At 54.9% G+C, this 22,110-nt stretch carries 19 protein-coding genes; 15 read left to right on the forward strand and 4 right to left on the reverse strand.

Translation table 11 applies throughout. The features are described 5' to 3' along the window. Nucleotides 1-70: 70 nt before the first annotated feature. The 13 genes from TAMC210_RS01170 (at nt 71) to TAMC210_RS01230 (ending at nt 17,858) form a co-directional block, all read left to right on the forward strand. Complete coding sequence (locus TAMC210_RS01170; RefSeq protein ID WP_173296990.1) at nt 71-1,078, forward strand: tripartite tricarboxylate transporter substrate binding protein; 1,008 nt, start codon at nt 71-73, stop codon at nt 1,076-1,078. 75 nt (nt 1,079-1,153) lie between these two features. Beyond that, nucleotides 1,154-1,609 carry a tripartite tricarboxylate transporter TctB family protein gene (locus TAMC210_RS01175; protein WP_173296991.1) on the forward strand — a complete coding sequence of 152 codons (456 nt, stop codon included), beginning with the start codon at nt 1,154-1,156 and terminating at the stop codon, nt 1,607-1,609. A gap of 18 nt (nt 1,610-1,627) precedes the next feature. Next, the gene (locus tag TAMC210_RS01180; protein WP_173296992.1) at nt 1,628-3,109 is read left to right on the forward strand and encodes a tripartite tricarboxylate transporter permease; all 1,482 of its coding nucleotides are present in this window, start codon (nt 1,628-1,630) and stop codon (nt 3,107-3,109) included. 32 nt (nt 3,110-3,141) lie between these two features. Then, the gene (locus tag TAMC210_RS01185) at nt 3,142-4,422 is read left to right on the forward strand and encodes a uracil-xanthine permease family protein (protein ID WP_173296993.1); all 1,281 of its coding nucleotides are present in this window, start codon (nt 3,142-3,144) and stop codon (nt 4,420-4,422) included. Nucleotides 4,423-4,656: 234 nt separating this feature from the next. After that, the gene (locus tag TAMC210_RS01190) at nt 4,657-6,870 is read left to right on the forward strand and encodes an acyl-CoA dehydratase activase-related protein (RefSeq protein ID WP_173296994.1); all 2,214 of its coding nucleotides are present in this window, start codon (nt 4,657-4,659) and stop codon (nt 6,868-6,870) included. Continuing rightward, on the forward strand, nt 6,848-7,870 hold the full coding sequence (locus TAMC210_RS01195) for an acyl-CoA dehydratase activase (protein WP_173296995.1): 1,023 nt from the start codon (nt 6,848-6,850) through the stop codon (nt 7,868-7,870). Before TAMC210_RS01190 ends, TAMC210_RS01195 begins: the two co-directional genes overlap by 23 nt. A 401-nt stretch (nt 7,871-8,271) precedes the next feature. After that, entirely contained in the window at nt 8,272-8,769 is a 498-nt protein-coding gene (gene coaD / locus TAMC210_RS01200) for a pantetheine-phosphate adenylyltransferase (protein WP_173296996.1), read from the forward strand. Between the two features lie 178 nt (nt 8,770-8,947). Then, nucleotides 8,948-10,093, forward strand: coding sequence for a fructose-1,6-bisphosphate aldolase/phosphatase (fbp, locus tag TAMC210_RS01205; RefSeq protein ID WP_173296997.1), 1,146 nt, complete (start codon nt 8,948-8,950; stop codon nt 10,091-10,093). Between the two features lie 357 nt (nt 10,094-10,450). Continuing rightward, nucleotides 10,451-11,962 (forward strand): aminotransferase class I/II-fold pyridoxal phosphate-dependent enzyme, encoded by a 1,512-nt coding sequence (locus TAMC210_RS01210; RefSeq protein ID WP_173296998.1) that lies wholly within the window; start codon nt 10,451-10,453, stop codon nt 11,960-11,962. A 257-nt stretch (nt 11,963-12,219) separates the two neighbouring features. After that, the gene (locus TAMC210_RS01215; protein ID WP_173296999.1) at nt 12,220-13,317 is read left to right on the forward strand and encodes an HD-GYP domain-containing protein; all 1,098 of its coding nucleotides are present in this window, start codon (nt 12,220-12,222) and stop codon (nt 13,315-13,317) included. Between the two features lie 25 nt (nt 13,318-13,342). Next, on the forward strand, nt 13,343-13,564 hold the full coding sequence (locus TAMC210_RS01220) for an FmdB family zinc ribbon protein (RefSeq protein WP_173297000.1): 222 nt from the start codon (nt 13,343-13,345) through the stop codon (nt 13,562-13,564). A gap of 544 nt (nt 13,565-14,108) precedes the next feature. Then, nucleotides 14,109-15,782, forward strand: coding sequence for an L-lactate permease (locus tag TAMC210_RS01225; RefSeq protein ID WP_173297001.1), 1,674 nt, complete (start codon nt 14,109-14,111; stop codon nt 15,780-15,782). Nucleotides 15,783-16,145: 363 nt separating this feature from the next. Continuing rightward, complete coding sequence (locus tag TAMC210_RS01230) at nt 16,146-17,858, forward strand: IS1634 family transposase (protein WP_173297505.1); 1,713 nt, start codon at nt 16,146-16,148, stop codon at nt 17,856-17,858. Nucleotides 17,859-18,018: 160 nt separating this feature from the next. On the opposite strand, the gene TAMC210_RS01235 is transcribed toward TAMC210_RS01230, so the two are convergent. Continuing rightward, nucleotides 18,019-18,531, reverse strand: coding sequence for a manganese catalase family protein (locus tag TAMC210_RS01235; RefSeq protein WP_254388450.1), 513 nt, complete (start codon nt 18,529-18,531; stop codon nt 18,019-18,021). Between the two features lie 165 nt (nt 18,532-18,696). Here TAMC210_RS01235 and TAMC210_RS01240 point away from each other — a divergent pair, with 165 nt between their 5' ends. Together TAMC210_RS01240 and TAMC210_RS01245 are read left to right on the forward strand one after the other, a co-directional pair. After that, a complete protein-coding gene (locus TAMC210_RS01240; RefSeq protein ID WP_217267210.1) occupies nt 18,697-18,993 on the forward strand; it encodes a BrnT family toxin in 297 nt (98 codons plus the stop codon). Beyond that, the gene (locus tag TAMC210_RS01245) at nt 18,977-19,237 is read left to right on the forward strand and encodes a CopG family antitoxin (RefSeq protein WP_173297002.1); all 261 of its coding nucleotides are present in this window, start codon (nt 18,977-18,979) and stop codon (nt 19,235-19,237) included. The genes TAMC210_RS01240 and TAMC210_RS01245 overlap by 17 nt, the downstream gene beginning before the upstream one ends. A 108-nt stretch (nt 19,238-19,345) precedes the next feature. On the opposite strand, the gene TAMC210_RS01250 is transcribed toward TAMC210_RS01245, so the two are convergent. From TAMC210_RS01250 to TAMC210_RS01260, 3 genes are all read right to left on the reverse strand, one after another. Continuing rightward, entirely contained in the window at nt 19,346-20,953 is a 1,608-nt protein-coding gene (locus TAMC210_RS01250) for a recombinase family protein (protein ID WP_173297003.1), read from the reverse strand. 32 nt (nt 20,954-20,985) lie between these two features. After that, nucleotides 20,986-21,129, reverse strand: a complete 144-nt coding sequence (locus tag TAMC210_RS01255; protein WP_173297004.1) for a hypothetical protein — start codon at nt 21,127-21,129, stop codon at nt 20,986-20,988. A gap of 206 nt (nt 21,130-21,335) precedes the next feature. Continuing rightward, the gene (locus tag TAMC210_RS01260; protein ID WP_173297005.1) at nt 21,336-21,872 is read right to left on the reverse strand and encodes a hypothetical protein; all 537 of its coding nucleotides are present in this window, start codon (nt 21,870-21,872) and stop codon (nt 21,336-21,338) included. Nucleotides 21,873-22,110 lie beyond the last annotated feature (238 nt).

Raw genomic sequence — 22,110 nt, forward strand, 5'->3', positions numbered from 1 at the left:
AACAAAGCTCATAGTTTCAAGGTTCACCCTCAAGCTAAATGAGAATTCTTAAGGAGGTCGGGATGTGCTTATGGGTAAGAATTCCCGGATAATGTTCATAGTGGTCCTGATCCTGGCGGGTTTGTTGGTGGCGGGCGGCTGTGGAGGGGGGCAGGCTGCCCAGGGAGAAGGGGCTCAGGAACAAAAAATAGATTTTCCCACCAAGCCTATAGAAATGACCGTCCTTTTTGCTTCAGGAAGTGGAGCCGACCTTTTGGCCCGTAAAGTGGCGGAGCTGGCCAGTAAAGAGCTGGGGCAGCCTATTAGCGTTGTTAACCGGACCGGTGCCGGCGGCGCCGTAGGATACAGTTATGTAAAGGAACAGAAACCGGACGGTTATTCCATCGTGTGGAACTCCAATTCTATCAATACTGCTTATCATGCGGGGAATATGAATTTCAACTATACTGCCTTCAGTGGGGTGGCCGAACTAACCACCGAACCGGTGAGCATTGCCGTGAGAGCCGATGCACCCTGGAAGGATATAAATGAGTTTGTAGAGTATGCCAAGCAAAACCCCGGTAAAGTACGAATCGGGAATTCGGGCAACGGTAGTTTTACCCACCTGGTAGCGGTGGCCCTGGAAAATGAGACGGGTGCTAAATTCACCCATGTACCCTTTGGTCAGGGAGGATTGGCTATTTCCAGCGTGTTAGGGGGTCAGATCGAAGCCAGCTCCCAGCTGCCGGCAGAGATTATGTCTCAGGTAAAGGCCGGCCAGGTAAGGATCCTGGCTATTACAGGGGAGGAAAGGCTTAAGATTTTACCCGATGTACCGACGTTCCAAGAAAAAGGTATACCCCTTACCCTTTCCTTGTGGCGCGGTATTGCGGTACCGGCTGGTACGCCCGAACCGGTTATTCAAAAGCTGGAGGAAGCCTTCAGGAAGGTTACGGAGAATCCCGAGTTCAGGCAATTTGCCGAGGAGATGGGTGCCAATATCGAGTTCCGCGGAGCCAAGGAATTTGACGAATTCATTGCGGAACAGGATGTTGCACTGGCCAACTTGATGGAACAGATCGGTATGAAAAAGCAGTAGCACCTTGGACGATGACCAGGTAAGTCAGGGGGACATCCTCAGGGGTGTCCCCCTGAACGACCGGGGGGTGGTAAATTGGCCAAGGGAGCTGCCGACAGCCTGGTGGTAGCGGGTATTGGGCTATTTTTCCTGGTTTACTCTTTGCAGTACAATTTAGGCACCCTGGACTCTCCGGGGGAAGGCATTTTCCCCTTGTTGGTAGCCGTGGCGGTTACGGCCATGGCGGGCTGGCTACTGATTACTAGTTTATTGTCTAAAGAATTACAACAGCCGGCCGCAACCAAGGGGGAAAAGGAAGGCCCCCAAGGCAGGATAATAACCCTGATATTGGTGAATGCCGCAGTGCTTTGGGCCATGAAATTGGTGGGTTTTTTCACCGGAAGCTTTGTCCTGGTATGCCTATGCTGTAGATTGCTGGGAGTCAAGGAGTGGGCTAAAGCCATCGGCATAGCTGCCGGAGCCGTCCTGGGAGCTTATCTGATTTTTGCTGTCTGGCTCCAAGTCTCGTTCCCCAAAGGCCTTTTCATTTGAAGGAGGCGCCCTCTGATTATGTCGCTCTTTTCGGCGTTGGAAATAGCCCTTACCCCCTATAACCTTTTTGCTTGCTTTATAGGGGTAGTGGTGGGAACCTTGACCGGAGTTTTGCCGGGTCTGGGCCCTGCTGCAGCCATGGCCCTCTTATTACCTTTAACGGTAAAAATGGGGCCCACCGCCGGTTTGATCATGTTGGCGGGCATCTACTACGGTGCCATGTACGGCGGTTCCACTACCTCTATACTGGTAAACGTGCCCGGAGAGCCGGCCAGTGTAGTTACTTGTTTAGAAGGATATAAGATGGCTAAAAAAGGCAGGGCCGGTGCAGCCCTGGCCGTCAGCGCTATAGGCTCCTTTGTGGCCGGAACTATCGGAATAATCCTACTGCAGGTCTTCGCTCCTCCCCTGGCTAAGGCAGCCTTGGCCTTCGGGCCGGCGGAGTTCTTCGCCTTGACTGTAGTGGGTATTATTTTGCTTTCCAATCTTTCGGGCAAGGGTGGAATAAAAGGGTTCCTGATGATAGCTCTAGGGGTCCTGCTATCTACTGTGGGGTTGGATCCTCTGGGTGGGGTTAATAGATTTACCTTTAACCAGGCTCTGGCGGGTACCGGCTTAAGTTTTATAGCTATTGCTGCTGGTTTGTTCGGAGTGGGCGAAATCCTGTGGTTGGCCAGCCGGCCGGAGGAGAAAGCAGAGGTCGTGGCCCGTGTGCGCTTGCGGGACCTTTATCCGACGAAGGAAGAAATTAAGAGGGCCTTGCCCCCTATCTTTAGGGGAAGCTTTCTGGGTTTCTTAATAGGCCTAATTCCGGGGCCGAGTGCCACCATTGCCTCTTTTACTTCTTATAGTTTAGAAAAAAGTGTTTCTAAACACCGCCGGGAGTTCGGCGACGGCGCCATCGAAGGCGTAGCGGGCCCGGAAGCGGCCAACAATGGTGCCAGTGCCGGGGCCATGGTACCCTTGCTCTCCCTGGGGATACCTTTCTCCCCGGCCATTGCCGTCCTTTTGAGCGGCATGCTGTTGGTGGGGGTTACCCCCGGGCCCCTGTTCCTGCAGGAACATCCCCAGGCCTTTTGGGGGGTCATCGGCAGCATGTATGTGGGCAATATGATGCTGCTGGTTCTAAACCTGCCCTTGGTGGGGATATGGGCCAGCATAACCCGCATCCCCTCCAAATATTTAATGCCGGTGGTCTTGCTCTTCTGCATTGTAGGGGCCTATGCCGATAATAACAACATTTTTGATGTATGGGTTATGTTAGGCGCGGGAGCAGCGGGATATTTAATGCGAAAATACGAATACGATCCTGCTCCCCTCCTCATCGGCCTGGTAATGGGCCCCATCATGGAACGCTCTCTCCGGCAGGCCCTGATTATGGGCCGCGGCGATCTGGCCATCTTTACGGCGTCGCCCATTTCCCTCATAATGTACGGCATGGCGCTGGCCCTGGTTATTTTCATGGCCGTTAAGAAGCCCAGGGTGCTAAGGGCTGACTGAGCTGGGGCAGGCGGATGGGGAGGCAGAGTGCTTTGCAGGGGAGAACAAGCCTTGGGCTTTACGCCCTTCAGTGGGTGGTCTTCCACCTGGGGGTCATGGTTTCCGTACCTGTGATCGTGGGCCCTGCCCTGGGCATGAACACCTTGGAAATAGCCAGGTTAAGCCAGACGATTTTTTTCCTCACCGGCCTGGCGAGTTTGCTGCAGGTCAAGTTCGGCCATGGGGTATTGCTGGTGGAAGGGCCGGCGGCTCCCTGGTGGGTCGCCTATGTGCTTTTGGGCGGTATGGCGGCGGAAATGGGAAGACCACCGGCATTGGTCCGGACCGATATTGGAGGCGCCATGATGGCCGTGGGCCTTATCTTTACCCTTATGGGGTGGGCACGGTTGATCACCAGGTGGCGTTTCTTTTTTACCCCCCGCATCACCGGGGTGCTCCTCACACTATTGGGATTACAGATGGGGGGCGTGGGAGTTAGAGGCCTTGTCGGCGGGGGAACAAAGCTTTTTATAATCGGGCTTCTGACTCTACTAACGGTGATCTACCTCGCCCTGAAGGGCAGGGGCATCCTCAAACAAGGGGCCTTTGTGGCAGGTGTAGCCCTGGGATGGTTGTTGAGCCTGGTGACGGGCTCTTCTTTCATACCACCCGTGAAAGATGTGGCGCTGATGTCCCTACCTTCTCTTTTTCCCTGGGGCCCTCCTACTTTTGATTGGGGAACCCTATTTTCCCTGGTCCTGCTGGGTATACTTCTGGTACCAAACGTAATTGGCAGCCTCTCGGCCTGGGAAGCCGCTGCAGGTGACGGGTTGCCCGCTAACAAATATGACCGGGCCCTGGCCGCCAGCGGTGCGGCGAACCTCCTGAGTGGGGTGGGGGGCGGTGTCGGGACCATTCCCTTTGCCATCTCCGCCGGCCTGGTATCCGTTACGGGGAATACGGAAAAGCGGCCCTTTATCCTGGCCTGCATATTGTTTATGGCCATGGGGTTATTTCCTCCCCTGGGAGGGCTCATAGGAAGTATTCCCCAGCCGGTGGCGGCGGCGGTGTTGCTGGTTTCCGGCAGTTCCTTGGTCGAGATCGGCCTTAAAGACCTGTTGCGGGAGGAAGGTGGCTTGCGGGGGACCTTCATAATTGGATTAAGTCTTTTGTCCGGTGTGGGGGTCATGTTATTACCTGCATCCTACTGGGCAAGGGTGCCGGCCTGGGCGGCGGGGGCCCTGAGCAATGCGGTTATCGTGGGCACGCTGGCCGGTATTTTACTGGAACACGTTGTCCTCAGGGAAAAGGGAGAAAGGAGCCGGGCGACTTAAAGTCCCTTTTCTCGACTAGCCGGCACCGCCCAGGGCAGTTACCCGGGCGTCACCAGCAGATAAGGGTGCGTCCGGGCCCTGCCCTGGCCGGTGCTTTATTTTTGCTGCCGGCTCAAGTAGGGGTATAAATGGCGGCTTTGACGGAAATACTCAAAAACACATGACCATCCTTGCCAATGCTTGCCTTATGTTGGGATAGTAGTATAATTAGGCTTAGCAAGGGGGTGACGCAGAGTGGCATGTCGAATAGGTATACCGCGAGGGCTGGCCTACTATTATTTTTTTCCCTTTATAGAGGGTTTCCTTAAGGCTTTGGGGGCGGAGGTGGTGGTTTCTCCCCCCAGCGACGGGAAAACCTTGCAAGATATGGTGCACTGTCCGACGGATGAGCCCTGCGTGTCGGTGAAGCTTTATTTCGCCCATGCCAAGAGGCTGCTGGACATGGGCGTGGACTACTTATTCATACCTGTTTTATCGAGCGTGGACAAGAGCAATTACTGTTGTCCCAAGCTCATCGGTGCGGCGGCCATGATTAAGAACGGCCTGGGCTTGGAGGACGGGCAGGTGCTGGCTCCGGAATGGAATGAGCGCGAAAGGCCGGGGTTATGGGAGGCAAGTTTAAAGGAAATAGCAGCCCGGCTGGGAGCTGATGAGGAAAGGGCAGCTTTAGCCATCCAGGCGGGAAAGGAAAAACAGGCGGCCTACCACCTGCTTACCCGCCAGCACCTTACGGTCCCCGAAGCTTACCAGAAGCTGGCTGGCCACAGCCGGAGGTCCAAGCGCCGTTTTGACCCTCTGGCCGAATATAACCGGGAAGAGGTTATAGGCGTCTTAGGTCACCCCTACATACTGTACGATATGGTGGGCCACAATGTAGTAGACCGCCTGCGGGAGTACGGGCAGGTCGTTACTTATGAAATGGTACCCGAAGAAGAAGCCCTGCGGGAAGCGGCAAGCCTGATAGAAGGAGAAAGGCTGTGGTTTTTCGAGGCCCGTCTCCTGGGAGCGGGCCTGTACCTCCTGCGCCACGGCCTGGTGAACAAGCTCGTTATGGTAGAAGCCTTTTCCTGCGGGCCCGCTTCGGTTATCGAATCCTTCCTGGAAGCGGAGGCGGAGAAGAGGGGAGTACCCTTCCTTCTGTTAACGGTGGACGAGCATACCGGCGAAGCGGGGTTTGTTACCAGGCTGGAGGCTTTTCTGGATACCAGTGGGGCCAAAAGGGGAAAACAGGAGCAGCAACCGGCCGGCCCCGCCGCAGGGGCGATGGGTGCGACCCCTTACCCAGTGCCTCCCCCTCGCCGGGTGGAGCTTAAAGTGGGTGCCCCGGGAATGGGGCTGCTGGATATCGCCCTGGAAACCGTAATGGCCGAATGCGGGATAGAAATGCTCCCTACCCCGCCGGTATCCAAGACCGTTGTTGAGCTGGGAAAGGAGCTGGCCCCTGAATTCATTTGTTATCCCATGGTGACTACCCTGGGCCAGATGAGAGCCCTCCTGGAAGCAGGGGCCAACACCATCATCATGGTCGGCGGCAAGGGGCGCTGCCGCCTCGGCTGGTACGCCCAGCTGCAGGAGCTACTGTTGAAGCGCCGGGGAAGGGAATTCCAGATGATTATAGTGGATTCTCCCGTCCCCCTGAGGACTAACTGGGGTTCATTTCGGGAGACCCTGCGGCGGGCTACGGGGAATGCCCCCCTCTGGAGAATTGCCAAGGGGTTGTATCTGGGGTATCACAAGATGGCCGCCCTGGACCGGGGCGAGGTTTGGCTGCGCCGTAAAAGGGCCTATGAACAGGATAGGGGAGGGGCGGACAAGGCCTGGCGGCGGTTCGTGCGTCACATCCGGGCGGCGGACGGCGTGGGGCAGGTGAAAAAGATCCTCGCGGATTTCCGGGAAGAGCTCCAGGCCATGCCGGAAGAGGATTGCCGTCCCTTACGGGTTAAAATCGTAGGAGAGATTTATACCGTCTTAGAGAGTTTCGTAAACCAGGAAATCGAGCACTTCCTGGCCTCCCGGCCGGGCTTGAGGGTTGAGGTGGTGCGGGATCTGAGCGCCAGCCAGTGGTTTGATCTTCATGTATTGCACAAGAAGGCCGCCCGGGAGCACCATCAGCGGGTGATCGGAGCTGCGGAGCCCTACCTACCGGTATCCGTGGGCGGACACGGGCAGGAAAGCGTCGGCGAGCTGGTATTGGCGCGGGAAGAAGGTTTTGACGGCGTCATCCATCTCCTTCCCTTCACTTGTATGCCGGAAACGGTTGCCCAGAATATCATGGTGCCTTTGAGCCAAAAATTGGATATCCCCTTTCTCTCCCTGATCATCAACGAGCAAACGGGTACCGCAGGATGGGAAACGAGGTTGGAAGCTTTCCTGGAAGTCCTGGTGGAGAGGCGGGCCAAGGAACCCGCCGGTGGAGGTGAGCCAGTTGGATTGCTTTTTGGGTATTGATGTGGGCAGTGTCAGCAGCAAGATAGTAGCCATAGGACCCGAGAAGGAGCTCCTCTTTGAAACGTATCTTCGCACCCACGGCGGGCCCATCGAAGCCCTCCAGACCGGCTTTAGGCAACTCCAGGAAAAATTGCCCCACGCCCGGGTGCTGGCGGTGGGGACCACCGGTTCTGGCCGCCACCTGGCCGCAGCCATGGTGGGAGCGGATACCATTAAGAACGAGATTACTGCCCATGCCGTGGCCGCGCGGCACGTGAACCCGGAGGTTCGAACGGTAATCGATATCGGGGGTCAGGATTCCAAGATCATCTACCTCAAAGACGGAGTGTCCCGGGGCTTCAACATGAATAGTGTGTGTGCGGCGGGGACGGGCTCCTTTTTGGATCACCAGGCTACGCGCTTGAACATCCCCATTGAAAAGTTCGGCGAGCTGGCCTTAAAGTCCAAAAACCCCGTGCGTATTGCCGGACGGTGCGGGGTTTTTGCCGAATCGGACCTCATAAGTAAACAGCAGATGGGCTACAGCAAAGAGGACTTGATCGCCGGCCTGTGCCTGGCCCTGGCCCGTAACTACCTCACCAATGTGGCCCGCGGCCGGAAGATCGAGCCGGTGGTCCTTTTCCAGGGCGGGGTGGCGGCCAACGTGGGCTTAAGGGCCGCCTTTGAGACCTTGCTGGGCCTGCCCGTGGTGGTTCCCCCCCATTTCCGGGTCATGGGCGCCCTGGGGGCCGCCCTCCTGGCGCGGGAGCGCTGGCTGAAACACGGGGGCACCAGCAAGTTCCGCGGTGTGGCGGCCATTGCCACCTTCCGCTGCACGCCCCGAAGTTTCATCTGCAACGACTGCGCCAACAGCTGCGAGATCAGTGAGCTCTATGTTCGCGGAGAGCTGGTAGGCCGCTGGGGAAGCCGCTGCGGCAAATGGGCCAATTTAAACCTATCCTCGGCGGACCGGGAAGACCAGCGGGAACACAGGTTGGTCCTACTGCGCCCCGGCGCCTGAGCCGGGGCATAAAATTTGTCAACCTGGCCGTACCATGAGTTATTCCCACTTTCAAGCCTAGGCCTGCTTGGCTTTCGCTCGCTCCAGAAACCCTCGCGGGCCAAACTTTCACTCAGCCTGAAAGCTTGAGGCGGACTTCCCGGCAAATTCGACACACGGCTCAGTTGCCGGCCGCAGGCCTCTTTAGGCCTCGGGTCCGCCTCCGCTTATCATATTCGTGAAGTTTGGCAGCCGCTCGGGCTTAGTCGCTCGCTTGCAAGCCAAGGCAGGCCTCTCCCCAGAAAGTGGGGATAACCCAGGACCGTGCCTGCGGGAGCCCTGGCGTAAGATGCCGTGGCAGAAGCCGATATAGGAGATAGGCGGGCCGGAGCGCGGTGACAAAACCCAGGAGGTGGTGCGCCTTGCGGGTGGCAGTTTACCCGGGAACCTTCGATCCCATTACCAACGGGCACCTGGACGTGATTAAACGGTCGTGTAAGCTCTTTGACCGGGTGATCATCGGTGTGGCGCGGGATAACTACAAGAACCCCCTTTTTTCCCTGGAAGAACGAGTGGCGCTGGTGCGGGAAGTGACGCGGGATATCGCCGGGGTGGAGGTCAAGGCCTTTCAGGGCTTGCTCATGGATTTCGTGCGCCGGGAAGGCGCCTGCGCCGTAATCCGGGGATTGAGGGCCGTGTCCGATTTCGAGTACGAGTTTCAGATGTCCATTATGAACAAGAAGTTGGCCGAAGAGGTGGAGACGGTGTTTCTTATGACCGCCACCGAGTATTCCTTCCTGACTTCCAGTATAATCCGCCAGGTAGCCTCCTTGGGCGGCTGCATCCGGGGGCTGGTCCCGCCGGCGGTCGAGATGGCCTTATATGAAAAATTTAATCTGGCCGAGAAATACAGGGTCTAGTAATAAGGGACAACATATTTATCATATATTGAGGGCAGGTTGACGAAACCTGCTTATTTTTTTCTTCGATCAGGCCAAATAACTATTCTACCAAGACCAATAATGTTATATAATATCCCTGTAAGAGGAGAAATAGTATAGCATAATTAGTATACATAAAAAAGGAGGGTTCCGTTTCATGGCCGATAAATTAACCTTGAGCGTAATTAAAGCAGATATCGGGGGCTGTGTCGGGCACTCCGGTGTCCATCCCCGGCTTCTGGATACAGCTAGGCAGGCGCTGGCCGAAAGCGATTTACTGGTGGATTTCCACGTGGCCCACGTGGGGGACGATATCAATCTCATAATGACCCACCGCCGGGGAGTGGACTGCCCGGAAATCCATCACCTCGCCTGGAATACCTTTTTGCGGTGTACTGAGGTGGCCCGCGAGCTCAAGCTCTACGGCGCCGGGCAGGACCTTCTCTCCGACGCCTTCTCGGGCAACGTAAAGGGCATGGGCCCGGGAGTGGCGGAGATGGAATTCGAAGAACGGAAGAGCGAACCGGTTATCGTTTTTATGGCCGACAAAACCGAGCCCGGGGCCTGGAATCTTCCCCTGTATAAAATGTTTGCCGACCCCTTCAACACCATCGGGCTGGTCATCGACCCCAAGATGCACCAGGGCTTCCGCTTCGAAGTCTACGATATGATCGAAAACAAAAAAGTGGTCTTTTCCCTGCCAGAGGAAATGTATGATCTTTTGGTGTTCATAGGAGCTCCGGGCCGCTATGCTATACGGGCCGTCTATTCCAAGGCCACCGGAGAAATGGCCGCGGTGTCCAGCACCCAGCGTTTGAACCTCATGGCCGGCCGCTACGTGGGTAAGGACGATCCGGTCTGTATTGTCCGGTGCCAGAACGGCCTGCCGGCGGTGGGGGAGGCTTTAGAGCCCTTCACTAATCCCCACCTGGTGGCCGGGTGGATGCGCGGCTCTCATACGGGGCCCTTGATGCCGGTATCGGTGGCCAATGCCGTCCCGACACGCTTTGACGGACCGCCACGGGTGGTGGCCCTGGGCTTCCAGCTGGCCAACGGCAAGCTGGTGGGCCCGCAGGACTTCTTTGCCGACGTAGCCTTCGACCGTGCGCGTCAGACCGCCAATGAAATTGCGGATTATCTCCGGCGGCTGGGCCCCTTTGAACCCCACCGGCTCCCCTTGGAGGATATGGAGTATACTACCATGCCGGAAGTAATGTCCCGGCTCCGCCATCGCTTCATCAAGGTGGGAGCGGAAACCCAGGCCGAAGTAGCGGCTGCGCGGGAAGAGCTGGGAGCCAAATAATCCGGACCACCCATAAATAGGCTATCAACCACCCTTTCCCGTATGAGGGACGGGGGAGTTGCCACGTCACGGGGCAGCTCCCCCGTCTTTTTTGTATGGCCAGCAGGAAAGGGCCCCGTATCTCACAAAAAAGGTGATATTATATAACAGAAAATGTGATATCATTGAGCGGCTGGGCAGGGGGGATTGCCGCTTTGTAGAACCCATGTTAAGGCCGGGGCCCTTCAGGAAGGATAGGCCGGCCGAACCAACAATTATTGCCGGGCATAAGATAATAAAAGCCGTGCGGTAAATTGGTCTTGCATTCTCGTCAGCTTTATGATGTAATTTATCTTGTTCGCCAGTAGGTAGTGGAGGGTGAGGGCCAAGGTGGACCAGACGAGGACCCCGATATTTACCGCCCTTAAGCAGTATGTCAATGACGGAGTCCTTCCTTTTCACGTGCCAGGCCATAAGCAGGGTCGGGCCCTGGCAGAGCTAAAGGAGTATGTAGGAGAGAAGGTCCTGGCCATGGATTTGACCTGCATGCCGGACCTGGACAATATATGCAATCCCCGCAGCGTGATCCGGGAAGCCGAAGAGCTTACGGCGGCTGCCTACGGGGCGGATTATGCCTTTTTCCTGGTCAACGGTACTACCTCCGGCATCCAGGCCATGATCCTGGCCCTTTGTAAGCCCGGGGACAAGATCATCATCCCGCGCAACGCCCACCGTTCGGCCCTGGGGGGGCTTATTTTGAGCGGTGCGCGGCCCGTCTATATTGAACCGGAAATCAATAGCGATTACGGCATTTCCATGGGCGTTACGCCGGAAAGGGTGGAATGGGCCCTTAAGGAGCACCCCGATGCCAAGGCGGTGTTTATCATCAGCCCCAATTATTACGGTACATTGCCGCCCCTGGCGGATATTGTAAAAGTAGCCCACCGGTACGACGTTCCCGTGTTGGTGGATGAGGCCCACGGAGCCCACCTAAAATTTCATCCAGCCCTCCCCTTATCGTCCATGGAGGCCGGTGCGGATTTGGCGGCTGTAAGCGCCCATAAGCTGGCCGGCTCCCTGACCCAGAGTTCCTTTCTTCTAGCCAAGGGACACCGGATAGACCCCAAACACTTGAAGGCCGTTCTTAATATATCCCAGACCACGAGCCCTTCGTACATTTTGCTGGCTTCCCTGGATGTGGCGCGCAAGCAGATGGCTCTGCACGGGCGGGAACTCCTGGACCGCACCCTGGAAATCGCCGGCTGGATCCGGCAGGAGTTGACCCGGATTGAAGGCTTGCGGGTGCTGGGCAAGGAGGTGATCGGCCTGCCGGGTTGCTCGGACCTCGATCCCACCAAGATCACCGTCAACGTGCAGGAATTAGGCCTTTCGGGCTATGAAATGGAAAACCTTTTGCGGCAGCAGTACGGCATCCAGGTGGAACTCTCCGATTTGTATAACGTCCTTCTATTAATCTCCATTGGGGATGACTGGGAAATGGCCGGGCGGCTGGTGGAGGCCTTCCGGGATATTGCCCGCAGGCGTTCCCCCAAGAATGTGGTGCGCTTCTGCCCGCCTCTGCCGGCCATCCCTCGCATGCTGGTCTCACCCCGGGAAGCCTTTTACAGCCAGACCCACAGTATCGAACTGGAGTATGCCGAAGGAGAGATCAGTGCCGAGGCCATTACCGCCTATCCTCCCGGTATTCCCTTAATTTGTCCCGGCGAAATCATTACCCGGGAGGTTATCGATTACGTCAACCTGTTGAAGAAAGAGCATGCCGACCTCCAGGGGCCGGAAGACCCGGAGCTAAAATATATCCGGGTGCTAAAGGATACGGTGAGCATGGTGGAAAGGGAAACAGTCAGCCGCGCCGGTGGCCTGGCCTAGGCCCTTACGGACATCCGGCGGAGAATATGTTATAATTTTGCCGGGGTGATCCTTAGACATGCTCTACGGTCTCCTCGTCTTAGGCGGTATAGTTTTCACCTTCCTCTATTACCTGCACCGGCAGCGAAGGGAGCCGGGACATGAAGTTTTCCCGCGCAACAAACTCTATACTTCATAGCAGGGGTTAGGTCTTAAAGAGAGGGAAAAAGCATAAAATGTCGAATTACTGGTCGTAAGCGGTGAGAGGAGGGGAAGGATTGCGCAAACTCCCCCTGGATTGCTTACGGCCAGGAATGGAAGTCGCCCGGCCTATATACAGTGCGGAAGGCCGGGTACTCTTAAATAAGGGCGTTATTTTAAAACCGTACTACATCAGGCGTTTGCGGGAATTGGGTGTACCGGCGGTTTACGTAGTGGACGAGCTGGTAGGTGAATGGGAAGTACAGGATGTAGTAGGAGAGACTACGCGTCTGGAGGCCGTGAAACTGGTCAAAGAGGTAATGGAGGCAAGCCGCCGTAACAGGTCGGCGGGCAATGGCCTTATCGCTTCCCCCGGGGTAAGCCGGGTAGTGGAGAACATTCTAGACGATCTTCTCCGCCAAAGGGAGATTATGGTCAACCTGGTGGATATCCGGGCCATTGATGATTACACCTTCGGCCACTCGGTAAACGTATGCATTCTGGCCTTGATAACCGGGATTACCCTGGGGTACCGGCGGCCCAGCCTGATACAATTAGGCATGGGGGCCCTGTTCCACGATATAGGGAAAACCCTGATACCCTTCCAGATTCTCAACAAGCCCGGACCTTTAACGCCGGAAGAATATCAACTGGTGTGCCATCACTGCCGCTACGGCTTTGATATTTTGGCCGGGCAGGAGAATATAGCCCCGGAAGTGGCCATGGTCGCCCTGGAGCACCACGAGCGCTACGATGGGACCGGTTACCCCCAAGGCCTGCGGGGGGAGGAGATCCACGAATTCGCGGCTATTACCGGCATTGTGGATGTTTATGATGCCCTGACGGCCGACCGGGTTTACCGGAGGGCATACCTGCCCCATGAAGCCTACGAGATGTTGGCCGGAGCCGGGAACTTCCGCCATGATTACCGCTTAGTCAGGGCTTTTCTTTTTAATATCGCCGCTTACCCTTCCGGTACCCTGGTGCAGCTCAACACCGGGGAAATAGGGGTGGTGCTCAGCACCCCCCGGGGGCAATCTTACCGGCCGCGGGTGCGGCTGCTGTATAATAAGGATGGCGGTATCCTCAAGGATAAACCGGAGGTAGACCTGTCGGCCGAGCCCCAGCGGTGGGTGAGCCGGGTGATACCGCCCGGCGAGAAGGTCGGGGATTAAACCTGTTTCACGGAGGGATGGTAATATGCCCACCTATGATTTCAAGTGCCTGGAGTGCGGTCACCTATTCACCGAGTTCGTGGCTTTGAAGGATAAGGACAAGGTATCGTGCCCTTCCTGCGGAGGAAAGGTCAGCCAGCGCTTTACCGGTTTTCTCTACACCCGCAAGGGCGGCGACGGCTCTTCATCTTCGGCGGGCAGCGGCTGCAGCGGGGGCAGTTGCAGCGGCTGCAGCGGGTGCCATTAAAGGGCCTGGGGGTGGAAGGGGCTCCGTGACATTATTAATTGCCGGTTGAGGGACGGGGAGGAAGGAAAGAGCGGAGAGGGGGCTTGTGATGAAAAATACTAGCCCCCGCCCGGAACCGGAGTTGCAAGTGTTAGAAGTTGCAAGAAAATTAATGTATTTTGAGGAGGATTTTTTACCTAGTTGTAGAATATATTTACCTGTAAGGTGGCCTAACCACCAGATTATTAAGACTACGGGGAAGGATAAACGTTGCGCCGCAAACCGGAGGGAGGATAGGTCCATCGGGTCGGCTCTTAAGGCGCCCAAGAATAGCCGTCGTGCATACAGTGGGGCAAAGAGCATATCTTATTTTTAGTCAAGTATAATTACCGGGAAATATGATATTAAAATGGCGTGCGAGAATTTTAAGTCACCTTGATAACAGAAGAGGAGGGCACCGAAGAGGAGAGCCCCGTTGAAAGGGGTGATGGGTCTAAGAGGAATGCAATCCCTTGCGGAAGTGTTAATTTTGTTGCAATTAACCCGTAAGTAAAGGAGGTTAATCATGAGTACCGGATTACTAGCCTTCCTGGCCTTCTTGCCTATCTTAGTAGCCATGGTCCTGCTGGTCGGCTTGGGGTGGGGCGCCCGCCAGGCCATGCCCGTGGGCTATATCGTGGTCGTAATTATCGGCTTCCTCGTCTGGAAAATGGACTTGATCACCATACTTGCTGCTTCCATCCAGGGATTATGGATTGCGGCAACCCTTCTCTGGATTATTTTTGGGGCCCTCCTTTTGCTGGCTACCCTTAAATACAGCGGCGCAATCGCCACCATCAGGGCCGGTTTTATGAAGATAAGCCCTGACCGGCGTATCCAGGCCATCATAGTAGGTTTCCTGTTCGGCTGCTTTATCGAGGGGGCCTCGGGATTCGGCACCCCGGCGGCCATAGTGGGCCCGCTCCTCTTGGCCCTTGGCTTCCCTGCCTTTGCCGCGGTGATTGTAGGCATGATTACCCAGAGCGTACCGGTTACCTTCGGTGCGGTGGGTACGCCCATCCTGGTCGGTGTAAACGGCGGTCTGACGGGCGCCAAGGTGGTGGAAGCCCACGCCCAGGCCCTGGGCCTGACGTGGACCGAATATATCGCCAGTATAGGGGCGCGGGCAGGCACTTTCCACGCCCTCATCGGATTCGTCATGCCCCTTATTATTTCCATGATGTTGACGCGGTTCTTCGGCAAGAACAAGTCCTGGAAGGAAGGGCTTGAGGTATGGCCTTTCGCCCTCTTTGCCGGGTTGCTCTTTGTCACCCCCTACGTCCTTCTGGCCAATTTCGTGGGTCCCGAGTTCCCGTCCATGCTGAGCGGTTTGTTGGGTGTGGGTATAAGCAGTTATGCGGCCAGTAAAGGCTTCCTGCAGCCCAAGACCGTGTGGGATTTCCCGCCTCAAGAAGAATGGCCTTCTTACTGGATGGGAACCGTAAGCGGCGATCCGGGCCAGGCCCGGGCCCAAATGTCCCTTGTTAAAGCGTGGATTCCCTATGTTTTGGTGGGTATCATCCTGGTGCTTACCCGCATGCATCCCGGCCTCCAGCAGGCCTTAACTAAGATAACGATAGATCACAATAATATCCTGGGAACGAGTATTAGCCACAGCTGGCAGTGGGTATATTCGCCCGGCGCCCTTATCGGCTTGGTGGCCGTAATTACATGGCTGTTTCACCAAATGAAAGGCCAGGAGATTAAAGCGGCTCTAAAGGAGTCGGCCGGCCAGTTGTTCAATGCCTCCATGGCCCTTATTTTCACCGTTCCCATGGTGCGGGTGTTCATCATGTCCAACCTGAATAATAGCGGCCTTGAAAGCATGCCTATTCTCATGGCCCGCTTCGTAGCCGATTCCGTCGGGGGAGCATGGCCGGCCTTTGCGGCCGTCATCGGTGCCATAGGAGCCATGATCGCGGGTTCCAATACCGTTAGCAACCTGACCTTCTCCTTATTCCAGTGGTCGGTGGCAGACTTTATCGGGGTATCCCAGCGCATCGTGGTTGCCATTCAGGCCGTCGGGGGCGCGGCGGGCAATATGATATGTGTGCATAACGCCGTGGCGGCCGCGGCTGTGGTCGGCATGATCGGTAAAGAGGGGCTGATCTTGCGCCGAACCTTCTTGCCGACCATCTATTATCTGGTGGCAGTCGGAGTATACGGTATGATTGCCATTTACGTTTTAGGCTTTAGTTAAAGCCTGGCCGGAAAGGGAATAGGCATCACCCCGGGGGCGCTGGCCCCCTTTTTTGTGGTGTGTTCGCCTCCCTCGTCCAGCCGGAGGACGGTTTACGGCGGCCGGCCCCGCGGCCCATGGCTACTTCCCGAGGGAGCAACCCCCTCTTTGCCGGCGTGGCAGAGGTGGCGCGGGCGCATAGAGTGCTCCTGCCGGGCCCGAGTTCGACAGTTGCTAGGCAAAAATGGGTGCTTTTTAGATGAAGAAGCCTTATAAATCAAGGGTTTTCGGTTTCGGGGAAGTCCAAAAATGAAAAACTGTATAGGCACACGATTGAGAGTTTATCCCTTGATGATAAGGTAGTACATGGGCTATAATATAGACATGTACATACGAACTGTTTCCCGCAAGAACAAGGACGGCTCTGTTGTCCGTTATATTCAGCTGGCCCACAACGTCTGGGACCCTAAAGCCGGCTACCCGAAAGCTAAAGTACTCTACAACTTCGGCCGTGAAGAGGAGGTAGACCGGGAAGCCCTGGTCCGCCTGGTAAAGAGTATTACGCGTTTTTTGGGACCGGAAGAGGCTTTATGCACCCAGGCAGAGTTAAATGGCGGCACTCCCCTGAAATTCATCTCCAGCCGGCCTATGGGTGGCGTCTGGGTGTTAAACGAGCTCTGGAACCGGCTGGGTATCAACCGGGTTTTGGCCGGATTGCTGGCCAAACGTAAGTTCCAGGCGCCGGTCGAACGGGCCATTTTCGCTATGGTAGCCAACCGGGCTTTGAACCCAGCCAGTAAACTTAAGACCGAGGATTGGGTCAGCCACGATGTTTTCATTCCCGGCCTTGCGGAGGTGCCGGTGCAAAACCTTTACCGGGCCATGGACTTCTTACTGGAAGCTGCTGAAGAACTGCAAAAGGATATCTTCTTCTCCGTGGCCCACCTCTTTAACCTGGAAGTCGATCTCTTATACTTCGATACCACCTCAACCTACTTTGAAGTAGAGGAAGAGGATAATCCTGAAGATAACAAGCAGCACTTACGCCGTAAAGGCAACTTTAAGGACCACCGGCCGGATTTACCGCAAGCTGTAATAGGTCTGGCTGTCACGAGGGGAGGCCTACCGGTACGCTGCTGGGTCTGGCCGGGCAATACCGCCGACATGGCGGTAATCGAGCAAGTCAAAAAGGACCTGGTGGGCTGGCAACTGGGCCGGGTCATCACCGTTGTTGACCGCGGTTTTGCTTCGGAAGATAATCTCCGTTACCTCCAGCGCGCCGGCGGCCATTATATTGCCGGTGAAAAGATGCGCGGCGGCAAAGATACAGTGGCAGAGGCCCTGGCCCGGCCGGGCCGTTACAAAACCGTCAGAGATAACCTTGAAGTTAAAGAAGTTATTGTCGGCGACGGTGAAAAAAGGGTACGGTATATCCTGGTACGCAACCCTAAAGAAGCAGAAAAAGACAGACTGGAGCGTGAGGAAATCCTGGCCCGCCTCAAAGAAGAACTAAGGGCTATCGGGGACCTTAAAGGCGAACCCCATACCAAAGCCTGTTGTCAACTCATCGCCCACCCCACCTATGGCCGCTATCTCAAGACCGACAAGAAGGGTCAACCGTATGTCGATATGGCCAAGGTAAAAGCCGAAGAAAAGCTGGACGGCAAATACCTGTTAAGAACCTCTGACGATACCTTAAGTGCTGAAGACGTAGCCCTGGGATATAAGCAGCTTCTCGAAGTAGAAGACGCCTTCCGCACCATGAAGCAGTCGCTAGAGCTGCGGCCTATTTATCATCGTCTGAGCGACCGCATCCATGCCCACGTCCTCCTGTGCTGGCTAGGGCTGCTCCTAATCCGGGTAGCTGAAACGAAAGTGCAGGATAGCTGGCGGAACATCCGCCAGACCCTAGAACGCATGCACCTGGGCGAATTTGTTGGTCCTGAGGGCAGGGTCCTTCAAAGGACGGAAACAACCCCACCACAGCAGCATATCTTTAAGGCCCTCGGGATAAAGGAGCCGCCGCAAATAATCGCGGTTGAAATAAAAGGCCAAAAGCAGTCCCTAGTAACACAAGCTCAAAAAGCCGATCCCTGAACCCCTTGCGCAACAAGCTGTTGCGCTTATTATTCACCTAGTAACTGTCGAACTCGAGTGTCCGGCTACATGCTTATTATGCCCTCCGCTGGACCCTCCAGGTGGCGAAAATCGCGGGAAGAGAGATAAGAGGAAAAGCCCCTTTACCGGGGCTTTAGCTTTAATAATACTTTTTTCTCTGCAGATAATCGTATACCAAATTTAACGTTTCACCGAAACGCTGGAAATGGACGACCTCCCTTTCGCGTAAGAACTTTAAAGCATCTGTCACATCGGGGTCATCGGAGAGCTGGAACAGGTATTCGTAGGTAGAACGGGCCTTTTGCTCGGCGGCCATATTTTCATAAAGGTCCGTGATGGGATCGCCCTTGGACTGGATGTAGGCGGCCGTCCACGGAGCCCCTTCAGCGTTAACAAAATACAGGGCCCGGTCATGGTCGGCATAGTAGCCGTCCAGCCCGGCTCGCTTAATCTCCTCTAAGGAAGCGTCCTTAATCAAGTTATACACCAGGGCGGCGACAATCTCCATGTGAGCCAGCTCTTCCGTGCCGATGTCCGTTAGTACTGCCTTGGCCTGGGGGATGGGCATGGTGTAGCGCTGGGTCAGATAACGCAGGGAAGCAGCCAGTTCCCCATCGGGTCCGCCATACTTCAACTTTTGATAACGGAGCACTAAGCCTTACCTTTTCGCCAAAAGGTCCGGGTGGATCAGACACCACCCAAAGGGCCTTCTTTCCCTTACGGGGCAGGGAAGTCCTCGCGGCTACTTTAACAGGTATTTAGTTGCTTATTTTATTTAGTGCTACGTTGTGTTATAATATACCACAGGTGAAATCCCTTGAAGATAACATGGTTTATCATGCCGCCCGACCGTATTAGGCACATTGCTAAGCACTCCGTGACTCCTGAAGAAGTGGAGCAGGTAGCGTACGAAGACCGTCACCATATAGTGCAGCGGCTTAAGCCTTCCACGTCCAACCCTAGCGAGAATGTTTACCGCTTACTGGGGAGGACAGAAGCAGGGCGCTACCTGGCAGTAATATTTATCTATAAAGGCCACGGCCGCGCCTATCTCGTCACAGCCCGGGACATGACGTCAGCTGAAAGGAGGTACTACCTTGCGAAAAGAAGTTAATCTTCCCGCCAGCGATGATATAGAAAGGCTTGCCGACTTTTTCGACCGTACTGATACCCAGGCGTTAGATTGGGAGGATACTGATGTTGAATTCGAAAAGCCTGAGCTCGTTCACGTATCGGTACGCTTACCCAAAGAAGATGTAGCCGCCATTAAAAGAGCCGCGAGGAAGAAGGGGCTAGGTTACACCACCTACATCCGGATGGTGCTGCGGGAAGCTATAAAAAGAGAGGCTGGGTCATAAGAGTTCAAAGACACCAAGCTGGCCATTCAGGGAAGGTGTAGAAACAGAGACGACAAAGGGGTGCACCTTACACCGTCCGGCCGCCGTACTTCAACTCTTAATAACGAACTAGGTCAATTTAAAAACTACATCCGAGATGGTGTAGTCGCTGCGGAGGTATATTGCTTCAAAAGTTGTGCTCACATAAGTGATTTTTTCTTCATAGGGGAGCTCGTGGATCTTGTCCAGCTTCTTAGAAATCTTTTCGTAAATCGCGTTCAGCCTGTCCATTAACGTGTCGCTTCTGGCCAACTTTTCGTTAAGGTTCTCCAGTTTTTGCATTAGCAGGTGCCTTTCTTCCCTCAGCTCGGCTATCCTCTCCCGGTACTCCTCCAGGGTGATAACATCCTCCTCGTAAGCCACCTGCTGTTTTCTCATGGCCTTCTCGATTTGGTCGAGCCTCTGCCTGACCTTTTCTCTTTCCCCGGCCAGGGCATCCGTGTCCTGATCGAAGATACTGCTCTGCTCCTTTATAGCCTGCATGAGCTTTTCCTTGTCAGCAAATATACTCTTGAAGAGCTCCATTATGAGGTAATCGACCCTTTCCATATGCCAGTACTTCATAGGCGGGCTGCACTTGCCATTTGTTCCCATGCAACGGTAATAATAGAGATATTTGCCCTCCGCTTTTTTCCCTTTGACCCTTTTGGGGTAGCGGAAGCCGAATATTTTCCCCCCGCACTCAGCACACCGCAAGATGCTAGAACCCAAGTACTTACGGTCGCATGTCCACTCTTTGGTGTCCTTTTCCCGCCTCCTCTGCATTATCTGCTGGACCTTTTCGAACTCTTCCGGGGTAATTAAAGGTTCGTGAGTGCCCTCCCGGATTATCCACTCCTCCTTTGGCCGCATTACTTGCTTCTGCTTACCGGACGAGTCCCTGACCCTGGTAGTAGTATTATAAATCGTTATCCCCAGGTAAACAGGATTGGAAAGTATGGTCTTTATAGCGTTGCTGCACCATTTGCACCCGCGCTTGCTCGGTATCCCTAACTGGTTAAGGTATTTGGCGATTTTGGCCTGGCCCCATCCTTCCAGAAACTTCTCGACTATCAGCCGGTAAATGGGGGCCGTATCTTCGTTCACAACCAGGTGCTGGCCGTCCTCGCTCAGCTTGTAGCCGTAAGCAGGATCGGGCACATTGGTCTTGCCCTCTTTAGCTTTGATGATTTGGGTCACTTTCACCCTGCTGGCAGTCGTCTTGCGCTCCTTCTGCGCCAGGGCGGCGTGCAGGACCAGCAGAAATTCGTCGTCGTCCGTGCGGCTGTCATAGTTCTCCTTAATGGAAATGAAGAAGGCACCGTAGTACGTTATCTCCCTCTTAAGTTCCAGTATATCCATTACGTCCCTGCTGGTCCGCGATATTTCCTTGGTGACCACTCCCTTAATTCTGCCCAGGCGTATATCCTCCCTTAGCTGGTTCATCTCGTCCCGCAGGTAGGCGTACTCGCCTGACTTCACGTCGATATAGAACCGGACCAGGTTGTAGCCGTTGACCTCAGCCCATTGCGAGAGCAGCTTTTTCTGGTTTTCAATGCTGGAGAGCTGGCTGTCCTTACGGGTGGAGATCCTTATATAGCCGCCGATGTTCACCCCCTTTTGCTCTAGGGTATCTTTCGGATCGGTGAGGACCTCCAGCCTCCGGCCAGCCACATGGGCAGGCACGAGGGTCCTCATAACCCCGGTTTCCCCTCCCTTGCAAAGGTCCTTCAGCCTTTCTTGGCTATTTTATTGGCCACCTTAAGCGGTTTTTCCTGCACAACTGACTGAATCAGCATTTTCACCAGCCGCCGGTAAACCTGGTCCGGGACTTCCAACTGGAGTTGGTTCTTGAGGTCTACGTGCTGCACCAAGTAAGACACCTCCCGGTATCAGCATATTGGCGTACAAGGGCAAAGGTTCCGATAGCCATATCTGAAAGTGACCATTATGCGTTGACCCGGGCCGATAAGAGGGCTATACCTCCACAGGCATTAAATGAGAGACAAACAAGCGGTCCTCTCTTTTGGGGTTACAGAGGACCGCTGGTTGCACGCGCCGTCCATGGTTTATACCAGACCTAACTCATGTTATGCACCAGTGCTCTCTTGGCTCCACCCTTACCTTTTTTGAACCCATAGAAGGCGGCTTCTACCGGCCAGATGACCGCCGGTATCTTCTCCGGTATATCGGCTGGCCTAGTTTTTTCATCGAGGGCATATATGTACTCTATGTGACTTACATCTAGCTCATAAGCATTACCGGCCCACCTAAGCAAGTCTCCGTTGCCTACCCTGACCCGGGGACCGGAAATTTCTCTTACCGCTAAAACGTGCTGTTCCCGTAGGCAAAAGGCTATAGCTTCCTCCTCCTCGCTAGACCCGGTACCCCTCGGGCCATGTTGGCCTACTCTCCTGTTGGCGGGCAGGCCCAGGCGCTTGCGGGCCTTGGCTATGGTGCTCCGCTCCATTCCTATTTCAGCAGCTATCTCGGCATCACTTTTCCCTTCACCATGGAGCTGTCTTAGCCTTTCCAGATCTATTACCTCTGGCCGCCCAGGAGATTTTTTCACATTTCCCATGGGCACACTACGGCTAATGTATTGCTCCCCCGGCAATTAGATCCTCTCCCGCAATAAGTTTTTATGCCTTTAGCGCAAGTTACCAGAGGTTTGTTGCCTATTGTGGCGAATATGTATACATATGTGTATATTGGTCACACTTGAACACATAAGGTGAGTATTATGTATCTCATGGCCTAGTGCTATGCATTTTGGTTTTTTACTTTAGGTACTATAAGTACCTAATTCTATCTTGAGTATAAGGTACTAATAGTACCTTGTCAAGACCTTTTTA

Source organism: Thermanaeromonas sp. C210 (genome assembly GCF_013167955.1).
Classification (GTDB): domain Bacteria; phylum Bacillota; class DSM-521; order Neomoorellales; family Neomoorellaceae; genus UBA12545.